The following is an 11890-nucleotide window of genomic DNA, read 5'->3' on the forward strand; positions in this document are numbered from 1 at the left end:
GCTCAGGGGCAGCGCACGACCTGTCCGGCGTAGGCCAGGCCGCCGCCGAAGCCGAACAGCAGCACCGGGTCGCCGCTGTGCAGCTCGCCGCGCTCGACCAGCTTGGACAGCGCGAGCGGGATGGAGGCGGCGGAGGTGTTGCCGGAGTCGACCACGTCGCGGGCGACCACCGCGTCCTCGGCCAGGCCGAGCTTGCCGGCGATGGCGTCGATGATCCGCAGGTTGGCCTGGTGGGCGACGAAGCCGCGCAGCTCGGACGGGTCGATCCCGGCCTTCTCGCACGCCCGGCGGGCCAGCGGGGCGATCCGGGTGGTGGCCCAGCGGAAGACCGTCTGGCCCTGCTGGCTGATGACCGGCTTCCAGCCGCTGATCGCGACCGCCTCGCCCTTCTCCGGCTCGGAGCCCCACACCACCGGGCCGATGCCGGCCCGCTCGTCCGGGACCGCCTCCAGGACGGCGGCGCCCGCGCCGTCGCCGAAGATCACGCAGGTGGTGCGGTCGGTCCAGTCGATGATGTCGGACATCCGCTCCACGCCGACCACCAGCGCCCGGGTGGCGGCACCGGCCCGGATCGCGTGGTCGGCGGTGGCCAGCGCGTACGAGAAGCCCGAGCAGGCGGTGTTCAGGTCGTAGGCGGCGGGGGTGGGGACGCCGAGCCGGGCGGCGACGGCGGCGGCCGTGCTGGGGCTGCGCTCGACGGCGGTGCAGGTGGCGACGGCGACCAGGTCGACCTGGTCGGGCGTCACGCCCGCGCGGGCGAGCGCCTTCTCGGCGGCGGCCGCCGCGAGGTCGACCAGGGTCTCGTCCTCCGCGATGTGGCGGGTGCGGATGCCGACCCGGGAGCGGATCCACTCGTCGTCGGTGTCGACCAGCGCCGAGAGCTCGTCGTTGGTGAGGATCTTCGACGGCTGGTGGTGGCCCAGCGCCACGATGCGGGAGGCGGTCATACCACCCACTCAACCGGGTTACCGGTGAGTCGGTGGGTGACGGCCCGACACAGGATCGGGTGCCGGAAGCTGTAGGTCCCTCACAACCGGGGCCTGCTCAGGCGGCGAGCGACTGGGCGTCACCCATCATGATCATCGGGTGCAGCGCCGGGTCCAGGGTCTTGATCAGCTCGACCATGTGGTCCTCGGTCAGCGAGACGCAGCCGTGGGTGGGGCCGCCGTGGTCGAGGTGCAGCCAGATGCCGCCGCCCTTGGCCGCGCCCTCCGGGTAGGTGGTGTCGAGCGGGGACCTGCCCTCCACCCGGTTGTAGTTGATCGCGATCACGTAGTCGAAGGAGCCGGCCAGCGGCTCGTTGTTGAAGCCGCGCCCGGACATCACGAAGTTCCGGTTGTGGTCGTACGGCAGCTTGGAGCCGGGGTCGGCCTGCCGGCCGCCGGCGTCGGTGAGCGAGAACAGGCCGATCGGGCTGCGCAGGTCGCCGGAGCTGTGGTCGGCGGTCCAGCCCTTGTAGGCGTTGTGGGCGGGCCACGCCTGGCCGGCCTGCCAGCTGCCGTCGTCGCCGCGGGTCCACAGCGTGACGGTGTTGTCCGAGGAGTCCTTGCCCTGGCCGCTGGCGACCAGCAGCTGGCGGGTCTCGGCGGGGACCTTGGCCATCCAGTCGGGGCCGATGCCCGGGATGCTGGTGATCCGGTCCCGGTCGGAGCGGTCCGCAGCGGGGGCCTCGGTGTGCTGCCCGGCGTCGGCGGCCTGCATCGGCACCACCTCGGGCTCGTGGTCCGGGGCCGCGGCGGCGGTGCTGCCCTGGATGCTCCGGCCGGGGCCGACGGTGAACCAGCCGGCCGCGAGGGCCAGCAGGGTGGCGGTGCCGACGGTGAACTTGCGGGCCCGGCGCGGCTTCGGCTTGCGGCGGCTGCGACGGGTGGCGGCTCGGCCCTGGGGCTGCTCTGCCTCGTCCCGGTTGGTCGGCGCGGCGGCCGATCGACGGTGCGAGGAGGTGCGATGGGAACCGGACATGCGAACGATCCTCCCAGACCTCGGGGACGGGGCGGAACCCGGGCCGTGTGATGAGCCTGTGAGCATACCCGCCAGGGAAAACGTTTCTCCGCTCCGTCGGCTGCCCCGGTAGTGCGCCTTCATCCCTCGCGCCCCCGGGGAACGCGGTGCGCCCGGTGGCCGGAAACCGGTCACCGGGCGCGCGGCGGGAAGTCGACGGGAGGTCAGAGGCGCATCGCCTGCGGGGTCTCCCGGCGGGCGAGGTCCGGCCCGTCGTACTCGCGGATCACCTCGTAGCGGGTGTTGCGCTCGACCGGGCGGAAGCCGGCGTCCCGGATCAGGCCGAGCAGGTCGTCGCGGCCCAGCTTGTTCGGGGTGCCGAAGTTGTCCGCGTCGTGGGTGATCTTGTACTCGACCACCGAGCCGTCCATGTCGTCCGCGCCGTGGCTGAGCGCCAGCTGGGCGGTGGTGACGCCGTGCATCACCCAGAACACCTTGACGTGCGGGACGTTGTCGAACAGCAGGCGGGACACCGCGAAGGTCTTCAGCGCCTCGGCGCCGGTGGCCATCTCGGTGCGCTCCATCAGGCGGTTGCGGACCTTGCCGTCCTTGGAGTCGTGGAAGTCGTGCTGGTAGCGCAGCGGGATGAAGACCTGGAAGCCGCCGGTCTCGTCCTGCAGCTCGCGCAGCCGCAGCACGTGGTCGACCCGGTGCCGGGGCTCCTCGATGTGGCCGTACAGCATGGTGGCCGGGGTCTTGAGGCCCTTCTCGTGCGCCAGGCGGTGGATCCGCGACCAGTCCTCCCAGTGGGTGTCGTGATCGACGATGTGCTGGCGGACCTCCCAGTCGAAGATCTCCGCGCCACCGCCGGTCAGCGACTCCAGGCCCGCGTCGATCAGCTCGTCCAGGATCTCGCTCGCGCTCAGGCCGCTGATCCGCTCGAACCAGTGGATCTCGGTGGCGGTGAACGCCTTCAGCGAGACGTTCGGCAGCGCGGCCTTCAACTCCCGCAGCGAGCGCGGGTAGTAGCGCCACGGCAGGGTCGGGTGCAGGCCGTTGACGATGTGCAGTTCGGTCAGCGACTCCGACTCCATCGCCTTGGCGAGCCGGACGGCCTCCTCGATCCGCATCGTGTACGCGTCCTTCTCGCCCGGCTTGCGCTGGAACGAGCAGTACGCGCAGGAGGCGCTGCACACGTTGGTCATGTTCAGGTGGCGGTTGACGTTGAAGTGGACGACGTCGCCGTTCTTCCGCGTCCGCACGTGGTGCGCCAGCCCGCCCAGCCAGGCCAGGTCGTCGCTCGCGTAGAGCGCGATCCCGTCCTCGCGGGTCAGCCGCTCACCGGCGTAGACCTTCGCCTCCAGCTCGCGCTTGAGCCCTGCGTCCATGCGGCGCTCCGCCTCCTCGGGACTTCGATTCGTTGCCGGGACCGAGACTACGCCTAGGTAGCCAGCAGACCGGCCAGCAGGGCGGGGTCGAGGTTGCCGCCGCTGACGACCGCCGCGAACACCCTTCCGCCCAGCTCACCGGCCCGGTGGAAGTACGCGGCCGGGGCGACCGCGCCGGAGGGCTCGGCGACCAGCCGGCCGCGGCGGGCCAGCAGGGCGACGGTGGAGCGGATCTCGTCCTCGGAGACGGTGACGATGTCGTCCACGTACGCGGTGATGTGCTCGAACGGCAGCACGCCCACCGACGGGGTGCGCAGGCCGTCCGCGATCGTCCGGTAGGTGTCGGCGACCGGCCAGGCGGTGCGCACGCCCGCGCGCAGGCTCTGCTGGGCGTCCGCCGCGAGCTCCGGCTCCACGCCGACCACCCGGACGCCCGGACAGGCCAGCTTGAGCGCCGCGGCCGTCCCGGAGATCAGCCCGCCGCCGGAGACCGGCACCAGCACGGTGTCCAGCTCGTCCGGGGCGTCCTCGGCGATCTCCAGGCCGACGGTGCCCTGGCCCGCCACGATGTACGGGTCGTCGTACGGCGGCACCCAGACGTAGCCGTGCGCGGCGGCCAGCTCGGCCGGGACGGTGTCGCGCTCCTCGGCGGTCACGATCACCACCTCGGCGCCGAACGCGCGGGTGTTCTCGATCTTCACGGCGGGCGAGGTGTCCGGCATCACGATCACCGCCTTGACGCCGAGCCGCCGCGCCGCGTACGCCACCGCCTGGGCGTGGTTGCCGCTGGACTGGGCCACCACTCCCCTGGCCCGCTCCTCGTCGGTGAGCGCGGCCAGCCGGTTCGTCGCCCCGCGGATCTTGAACGCCCCGGTCGGCTGGAGGCTCTCCGGCTTCAGCCACAGCCGCCGCCCGCCGTCCTCGGCCCACGGGCAGGGCAGCAGCGGGGTGCGCACCGCCGTGCCGGCGATCCGGCGCTGGGCGGCGCGCAGGTCTTCCAGGTCGACCAGGGTCATGGCGGGCGCTCCTCGGGGCTGGGGCTTATTCGGCGGGGTGCAGCGGGAGTTCGCTGACCCGGTTCTCCCACTTGGTGGACAGCACCACCGTGGTGCGGGTGCGCGCCACCCCCTTGGTGCCGGACAGCCGCTTGACCACCGACTCCAGGCCCTCCACGTCCGGCACCCGGACCTTCAGCATGTACGAGTCGTCACCCGCGATGAACCAGCAGTCCTCCACCTCCGGGAGGTCCTTCAGCCGGTGCGAGACGTCGTCGTGGTCGGCCGCGTCGGTCAACTGCAGGCCGATCAGCGCCGTCACCCCGTAGCCGAGCGTCGCCGGATTGACCGTCGCGCGGTACCCGGTGATCACGCCCGCCTGCTCCAGGCGGTTGATCCGGTCCGTCACGCTCGGCCCGGACAGGCCCACCAGGCGGCCCAGCTCGGCGTACGAGGCCCGGCCGTTCTCCCGGAGTGCCTGGATGAGCTGTCTGTCCACAGAGTCCATCGCCTGCCGCGTCCTTCCGAAGCTCACCAGAACCACAGATCATTATCCGGAATCCAAGGCGCTGCGCGCCGATCAACCCGGGTATCCCAGAGAACATACTCTCCCGTAGCGTGCCCGCTCACTCACCCCGGCGCGGGGCGGTTTCCGGACTTCGCGCGGGGGTGCTCGCGGCCTCCCCCAGGGTGCCCGACCAGCGGCGGTACAGCCCGTGCGGGACGCCGACCGCGTCCAGCACCCGGCCCGCCACGAAGTCCACCAGCTCGCGGGCCGTCGAACCGCCCGCGTAGAAGCCGGGGGACGCCGGGAGGACCACCGCGCCCTGCTCGTCCAGCGCCACCAGGTGGCGCAGCGTGCTGCCGGTCAGCGGGGTCTCGCGCAGGCACAGCACCAGCGGACGGCGCTCCTTGAGGGTCACCGAGGCGGTGCGCTGCAGCAGGTCCTTGGACAGGCCCAGCGCGATGCCGGCCGCGGCGCCGGTGGTCGCCGGGACGACCAGCATGCCCTTGGCCGGGTACGAGCCGGAGGACGGGCCCGCCGCGAAGTCCCCCGCGGGCCAGTGCCGGACGTCGTGCAGGTCCTCCTCGCCGGTGCCGAGCCAGGCGGCCAGGTCGGCGCGCCAGTGGGCGTCCCGGAAGGAGACGCCGGTCTCGTCCAGGATGGTCAGCCGCGCGGCCCGGCTGACGATCAGGTCGACGGACTCCCCGGCGGCCAGCAGCGCGCGGATCACCGAGGCGGCGTAGGGGGTGCCGCTGGCGCCGGAGACGCCGACGACCCAGGGGGTGCGGGTGGTGCTCATGGGGTCCATTGTCGGGGAGAAGGGCACGTGTTCAGGGGCTCGGGAGAGCGACATCAGGGGCTCGGGAGAGCACCGCCAGGGGCTCGGGGAACGGCGAGGCCCAGTCTGCTGGCGGTGCACTGCCGTTGGGCGCATCTGCTTCCGGTTCCGTTGAAGACACGCAGCAGCACGAACCTCCGATGGGCTCCGGCCACCAGCAGCACGGACCCGCCGTTCCCCGGGCCCCTGGTGGGTGCGTGCTTACCAGTCTGCCGACAGTTTCCCGGGCCCCTGGTGGTGCTCTCCCACCGAGCCCCTTCTCCTCGTACGGGGGTCACAATGGGGGCATGGCAGCCGAGTTGGTGGATCTGACGCATCCGGTGGTGTCCGGGATGCCGGTGTATCCGGGGGACCCGGGGGTGGAGTTGCGGGCGGCGCTGACGGTGGAGGGGGAGGGGGTGAACGTGCTGGCGGTGCACCTGGGGTCGCAGACGGGGACGCACGTGGACGCGCCGTACCACCTGGACGTGCGGTGGCCGACGCTGGACGGGCTGCCGCTGGAGCTGTTCACGGGGCCCGCGGTGGTGGTGGACCTGCGGGGGCTGCCGGCCCGGGGGCGGGTGACGGTGGAGCACCTGGCGCGGGCGCTGGAGGTCTCGGGGCCGGGGACGGTGCTGCTGCTGGCGACGGGGTGGCCGCGGTACTGGGGGACGGACCGGTACTTCGCGCACCCGTACCTGACCGAGGAGGCCGCCGAGGCGATCGTCGCGGCCGGCGTCCGGACGGTGGGCATCGACGCGCTGTCGGTGGACCCGACGCCGGATCCGGGGCCGTCCGATCCTGAAGTGGCCAGCCTGCTCGCCGAGTTGGCGGACGAGCACGACCCGGAGCCGGAGCAGGCGACGCTGTTGGCGCACCGGGTGCTGCTCGGGCCGGAGGGCGGCGGGGTGATCGCGGAGAACCTGACCGACCTGTCGGCGCTGCTGACGGCGCAGGCGGCGGGGCTGCCGGTGGAGGTCTCGCTGTTCCCGCTGCGGCTGACGGCGGCGGACGGGGCGCCGGTGCGGGCGGTGGCGCGGATCGGCTGAGCGGGGCGGCTGAGCGGGGCGGCCGGACGGGCGGTCAACGGGCCCCGCACTCCCGGGACTTGGTCTAGACCATCCCGGGAGCGCCCCGCTAGGCTCCCGCCATGCCTGAGATCGTCGGTGTGGTCGAGCGCTTGTGGCGCTACCCCGTGAAGTCCATGGGCGGCGAGCTGCTCGACTCCGTCGAGGTGGAGGACCGCGGCCTGGTCGGCGACCGCCTGTACGCGGTGCGCGACGGGGCCGGGAAGCTGGGCTCCGGGAAGAACACCCGGCGCTTCCGCCGGATGGACGGCCTGTTGCGGCTGGGCGCCCGGCTGGGCGCGCGGATCGACGGCCCGGAGCTGTTCGACCCGCTGGGCAGGCCGGTGCCGGACCCGGACACCTTCCTGCGCGCGTACCTGGAGCAGCAGGACGTCGCGCTGGCCCGCGAGGACGGGGTCTCGCACTTCGACGAGCTGCCGGTGAGCGTGCTGACCACGGCCACCCTGGACTGGATGGCGCGGGCGGTGCCGTCCGCGGTGGTGGACGAGCGCCGGTTCCGGCCGAACGTGCTGCTGCGCACCCCGCCGGGGACGCCGCCGTTCGCCGAGGACGGCTGGCTCGGCCGGGAGGCCCGGGTGCGGGGCGGGGCGCGGCTGGCGTTCGTCCGCGCCAGCGCCCGGTGCGCGATGGCGGGGGCGGCGCAGCCGGGGCTGCCGCACGCGCCGGAGATCCTGAAGACGATCGCCCAGGAGCGGGGCAACGAGCTCGGGGCGCTGGCGACGGTGTCCCGGCCGGGGCGGCTGCGGGTCGGGGACGCGCTGTCGCTGGCCTGAGCCTCAGGCCGGGCGGTGCGGGACCAGGCAGAAGGGGTGCCCGGCCGGGTCGGTGAGCACCGTCCAGCGTTCGTGCCGGGCCTTGACCTCGGCGCCGAGGGCGGTCGCGGCGGCTTCGGCGGCGGCCAGGTCGGCGACGTCGATGTCGAGGTGCAGTTGCTGCGGGTGGACCGGGTCGGGCCAGATCGGCGGGCGGTAGTCCGCGATCCGCTGGAAGCCGAGCACCCGGCCGTCGGGCAGGTGGACGGTGGACCAGTCCTCGTGCAGCGTCCAGCGCGGGTCGGGGCGGTCCGCCTCGCCGCCGAGCAGGGCGGCGTAGAACTGGGCCAGGCCCGCCGGGTAGTGGCAGTCCAGCACCACGCACTGCAGTGTGCCGATCATCGTGCTCCCCGTTCCGCTCGCGAAGGGCCGTTCCTCCCAGCATGGCGCATCGGCGCGGCGGGCGGCGGCTCATCCGGCGGGGGCGGTCTCCGCGCAGGTGGGGCGGTTCCGACGGGCCGTCAGGTGGCGCGATGGTGCGGCGCCGGAAACCGGGCCGTGCTGCTTCGTCGTAGTGGCAGAACCCGGAGCCGATGCGCGCTCCGGCAGTGGACCGCCGGCAGACCCGGGCTCGCCGTTCCCCGAGCCCCTGTCGGGGCTCTCTGTCGGGGGTTCCTCTCAGACCGTCAGGCCGCGGCTGATCAGGTCGATCAGGGCGAAGGCGAACAGCGAGATGCCGACGAACCCGTTGGTGGAGAAGAACGCCCGGTTCAGCCGGGACAGGTCGTTCGGCTTGACGATGGTGTGCTCGTAGACGAACGCCCCGGCCACCACGGCGAGCCCGCACCAGAAGAACGCGCCCGCGTCGGTCAGCACCGCGTACCAGGCCAGCAGCGCGGTGGTGACCGCGTGGCAGACCCGGGCGCCGGTGATCGCGGCGGGGATGCCGAAGCGGGCCGGGACGGAGCGCACGCCCATGCCCCGGTCGGCGGCGACGTCCTGGCAGGCGTAGATCAGGTCGAAGCCGCCGATCCAGATGCCGACCGCCAGGCCGAGCACCACCGCGTCCCAGGACCAGCTGCCGGTGACGGCCAGCCAGGCCCCGATCGGGCCCATCGCCTGGGCCAGGCCGAGGATGGCCTGCGGGAAGTCGGTGAACCGCTTGCCGTACGGGTAGACCACCATCGGGACGACCGCGACCGGCGCCAGCAGCAGGCACAGCGTGTTGAGCAGGGCCGCCGAGCCGAGGAAGACCACCAGGGAGATCGCCGAGCCGACGTACGCGGTGCGCAGCGAGACGGCGCCGGTGACGAGTTCGCGGCCCGCGGTGCGCGGGTTCCGGGCGTCGATCTCGCGGTCGATGATCCGGTTGGCGGCCATCGCGAAGGTGCGCAGGCCGACCATGCAGACGGTGACGAGCAGCAGTTCGCGCCAGTGCACCGACCCGTCGGCGAGGAACATCGCGGTGAGTGCGGCGGTGTAGGCGAAGGGCAGCGCGAACACCGAGTGCTCGATCGCGACCAGGCGCAGGAAGGCGCGGGTCCGGCTCGGCTGCGCCTCGAAGGCGTCGGCGGTGGTCACAGTCCGTACTCCGGCTGACCCCCGCGGGTGCGGGGAAGGGCTTCCTGCGCCTGGATCGCATCCGGCAGGCTATCGGGTTTCACAGTCCGTACTCCTTCCAGCGGCGGGTGACCCGGGCGGCGGTCTCCGGGTCGGAGGCGACCATCTCGGGCCAGCCGCCGTCGCGGGTGTAGCCCTCCTCGGGGAGCTTGCGGGTGGCGTCGATGCCCGCCTTGCCGCCCCAGAACTGCTGGTAGGAGGCGTGGTCGAGGTGGTCGACCGGGCCCTCGACGACCGAGAGGTCCCGGCTGTAGTCGACGTTGCCCAGGGCCCGCCAGGCGACCTCCTGGTAGTCGTGCACGTCGCAGTCGGCGTCCACCACGACGATCAGCTTGGTCAGCGACATCATGTGGGCGCCCCAGATGGCGTGCATGACCTTCTGCGCGTGCTTGGGGTACTTCTTGTCGATCGAGACGATCACGCAGTTGTGGAAGCCGCCGGCCTCGGGCAGGTCGTAGTCGACGATGTCCGGGATGATCACCTTGAGCAGCGGCAGGAAGAAGCGCTCGGTGAACTTGCCGAGCGGCCCGTCCTCGGTGGGCGGGCGGCCGACCACGATGGACTGCAGCAGCGGGCGGCGGCGCATCGTCACGCAGTCGATGGTCAGCGCCGGGAACGGCTCCTGCGGGGTGTAGAAGCCGGTGTGGTCGCCGAACGGGCCCTCGGGCAGCATCTCCCCGGGCTCCAGCCAGCCCTCCAGCACCACCTCGGCGTCGGCCGGGACCTGCAGCGGGACGGTCTTGCAGTCGACCATCCGGACCCGCTCGCCCGCGACGAACCCGGCGAACAGGTACTCGTCGATGTCGCCGGGCAGCGGTGCGGTGGCGGCGTAGGTGACGGCGGGCGGGCAGCCGAAGGCGATCGCGACGGGCAGCTTCTCGCCGCGCTTGGCGGCCACCGCGGCGTGGTTGCGGCTGTCCTTGTGGATCTGCCAGTGCATGCCGATGGTGCGCCTGTCGTGCCGCTGGAGGCGGTACAGGCCGAGGTTGCGGACGCCGGAGTCCGGGTCCTTGGTGTGGGTGAGCCCGAGGTTGAAGAAGGAGCCGCCGTCCAGCGGCCAGGTGAACAGCGCGGGCAGCTGCTCCAGGTCGACGTCCTCGCCGGTGAGCACCACCTCGTGGACGGGCGCGTCGGCGGACTTCACGTTCCGCGGCGGGACGTGCGCCATCGAGGCGAGCTTGCCGAACGCCTCCCGGAAGCCGGTGAAGCCCTGCGGCAGCTCGGGCTTGAGCAGGCCGCCGATCTTCTCCGCGATGTCGTCGGGCGACTTGAGGCCGAGCGCCTTGGAGAGCCGGCGCTCGGTGCCGAAGACGTTCATGGCCAGCGGCATCGCCGAACCCTTGACGTTCTCGAACAGCAGCGCGGGACCCTTGGCCTTCTGCACCCGGTCGACGATCTCGCCGACCTCCAGGTAGGGGTCGACCTCGACCTTGATCCGTTTGAGGTCGCCCTCCCGCTCCAGCGCCCGGAGGAAGGAACGGAGATCGTCGTATGCCATACCTGTCAGTATCCGGTACGGGCTACCCTGAGCCCGCCAAGGGTCCTGTTCGAACCTTCCCGGGAGTTCTGCGCTGTGCTGAGAGTCGTGCCCATGGTGGCGCTGCTGGCCCTGTGGGTGTGGGCGTTCATCGACTGCCTGGTCACCCCGGAGGACGAGGTCCGCCACCTGCCGAAGGTGGTCTGGGTGATCATCGTGCTGTTCTTCCCGCTGGTCGGCTCGATCGCCTGGCTGGTGGCCGGCCGCGACCGCACCGGCGCCCGCCGCCGGGTCGCCTGGCCGTCCGGTCCGACCGCCGGGTACCCCGAGTACGAGCGGCCGCGGCGCCCGACGGCGCCGGACGACGACCCGGAGTTCCTGGCCTCGCTGAAGCGCGGCAACGAGCGGCACGAGGACATGCTCAAGCAGTGGGAGGCGGACCTGCGCCGCCGCGAGGAGGAGCTGCGCCGGGGCGACGACCGCCCGGGGGACGGCGACCGCCCCGGGAGCTGAACACGCCTTTTGGCGCATCCCTACCATCCGGACCTGCTCCGGAACCGCGGCACCCGGCCGCCGGCCCGTGTGCGCCCCCTGCGGCGCGGCGCGGGCGGGCGGCCTCCGCGCACCCGCCATCTTGCCGCTGACCTGCCAATTCGACCGTTCCGGCACCCCCCGACCGGGGCGGGCCCGAAGACCCTCCCGCAGTGGCCCGGCCACGGGGCCGTGCGCCCCCCTATGTCGAGGCTGTACAGCGTTCGGCTCCCGACCTTGTACGGATTCGACGCCGAGAGCGGGGCGCCCCGACTCGTACTGTCGTAGCAGTAGAGGTGTTCGCTGCCCCACGCGAGCTTGGAGTGGTTCGAGATGACGGTCCTGCACGATGCGCCGGTCGGCGACGAGGCTCCGGGCGACGCCCGCAGTCGGGTCGCCGAGTTGCACGAGCTGCGTGAGCAGGTCCGTCGCGGTCCCAGCGAGAAGGCGACCGAGGCCCAGCACGCCAAGGGCAAGCTGACCGCCCGCGAGCGGATCGACCTGCTGCTGGACGAGGGCTCCTTCCACGAGGTGGAGCCGCTGCGCCGGCACCGCGCCCAGGGCTTCGGCCTGGAGGCCAAGAAGCCGCACACCGACGGCGTGATCGTCGGCTGGGGCACCGTGCACGGGCGCACCGTGTTCACCTACGCCCACGACTTCCGGATCTTCGGCGGCGCGCTGGGCGAGGCCCACGCCCAGAAGATCCACAAGATCATGGACATGGCCATCGCGGCCGGCGCGCCCCTGGTCTCGCTCAACGACGGCGCCGGCGCCCG

13 protein-coding genes are annotated in these 11890 nt (G+C 72.7%); 4 read left to right on the top strand and 9 right to left on the bottom strand.

The window, feature by feature from the left end; genetic code table 11:
• Nucleotides 1-2 precede the first annotated feature (2 nt).
• The 6 genes from ACFUEL_RS23930 to ACFUEL_RS23955 form a co-directional block, all read right to left on the bottom strand.
• Entirely contained in the window at nucleotides 3-947 is a 945-nt protein-coding gene (locus ACFUEL_RS23930; protein WP_380238795.1) for a beta-ketoacyl-ACP synthase III, read from the bottom strand.
• A 97-nt stretch (nucleotides 948-1044) separates the two neighbouring features.
• A complete protein-coding gene (locus ACFUEL_RS23935) occupies nucleotides 1045-1962 on the bottom strand; it encodes a L,D-transpeptidase family protein (protein ID WP_380238796.1) in 918 nt (305 codons plus the stop codon).
• Between the two features lie 203 nt (nucleotides 1963-2165).
• Nucleotides 2166-3329, bottom strand: coding sequence for an aminofutalosine synthase MqnE (mqnE, locus tag ACFUEL_RS23940; protein WP_380238797.1), 1164 nt, complete (start codon nucleotides 3327-3329; stop codon nucleotides 2166-2168).
• Nucleotides 3330-3382: 53 nt separating this feature from the next.
• Nucleotides 3383-4345, bottom strand: coding sequence for a threonine/serine dehydratase (locus ACFUEL_RS23945; protein WP_380238798.1), 963 nt, complete (start codon nucleotides 4343-4345; stop codon nucleotides 3383-3385).
• Between the two features lie 25 nt (nucleotides 4346-4370).
• Nucleotides 4371-4832, bottom strand: a complete 462-nt coding sequence (locus ACFUEL_RS23950) for an Lrp/AsnC family transcriptional regulator (RefSeq protein WP_033250846.1) — start codon at nucleotides 4830-4832, stop codon at nucleotides 4371-4373.
• A gap of 118 nt (nucleotides 4833-4950) precedes the next feature.
• Complete coding sequence (locus tag ACFUEL_RS23955; RefSeq protein ID WP_380238799.1) at nucleotides 4951-5628, bottom strand: UbiX family flavin prenyltransferase; 678 nt, start codon at nucleotides 5626-5628, stop codon at nucleotides 4951-4953.
• A gap of 326 nt (nucleotides 5629-5954) precedes the next feature.
• Between ACFUEL_RS23955 and ACFUEL_RS23960 the strand changes: the two genes are divergently transcribed.
• Both ACFUEL_RS23960 and ACFUEL_RS23965 read left to right on the top strand, forming a co-directional pair.
• On the top strand, nucleotides 5955-6695 hold the full coding sequence (locus tag ACFUEL_RS23960; protein WP_380238800.1) for a cyclase family protein: 741 nt from the start codon (nucleotides 5955-5957) through the stop codon (nucleotides 6693-6695).
• 101 nt (nucleotides 6696-6796) lie between these two features.
• Nucleotides 6797-7507 (top strand): MOSC domain-containing protein, encoded by a 711-nt coding sequence (locus ACFUEL_RS23965; protein ID WP_380238801.1) that lies wholly within the window; start codon nucleotides 6797-6799, stop codon nucleotides 7505-7507.
• 3 nt (nucleotides 7508-7510) lie between these two features.
• On the opposite strand, the gene ACFUEL_RS23970 is transcribed toward ACFUEL_RS23965, so the two are convergent.
• The 3 genes from ACFUEL_RS23970 to ACFUEL_RS23980 form a co-directional block, all read right to left on the bottom strand.
• The gene (locus ACFUEL_RS23970) at nucleotides 7511-7888 is read right to left on the bottom strand and encodes a VOC family protein (protein WP_380238802.1); all 378 of its coding nucleotides are present in this window, start codon (nucleotides 7886-7888) and stop codon (nucleotides 7511-7513) included.
• 276 nt (nucleotides 7889-8164) lie between these two features.
• A complete protein-coding gene (gene mqnP, locus ACFUEL_RS23975) occupies nucleotides 8165-9067 on the bottom strand; it encodes a menaquinone biosynthesis prenyltransferase MqnP (protein WP_380238803.1) in 903 nt (300 codons plus the stop codon).
• 79 nt (nucleotides 9068-9146) lie between these two features.
• Nucleotides 9147-10604 carry a menaquinone biosynthesis decarboxylase gene (locus ACFUEL_RS23980; RefSeq protein ID WP_380238804.1) on the bottom strand — a complete coding sequence of 486 codons (1458 nt, stop codon included), beginning with the start codon at nucleotides 10602-10604 and terminating at the stop codon, nucleotides 9147-9149.
• A gap of 93 nt (nucleotides 10605-10697) precedes the next feature.
• Here ACFUEL_RS23980 and ACFUEL_RS23985 point away from each other — a divergent pair, with 93 nt between their 5' ends.
• Complete coding sequence (locus ACFUEL_RS23985; protein WP_380238805.1) at nucleotides 10698-11096, top strand: PLD nuclease N-terminal domain-containing protein; 399 nt, start codon at nucleotides 10698-10700, stop codon at nucleotides 11094-11096.
• A 351-nt stretch (nucleotides 11097-11447) separates the two neighbouring features.
• The coding region (locus ACFUEL_RS23990; RefSeq protein WP_380238806.1) for a carboxyl transferase domain-containing protein at nucleotides 11448-11890 on the top strand (443 nt) is incomplete at its 3' end.

Source organism: Kitasatospora sp. NPDC057198 (genome assembly GCF_042670125.1).
Classification (GTDB): Bacteria; Actinomycetota; Actinomycetes; order Streptomycetales; family Streptomycetaceae; genus Kitasatospora.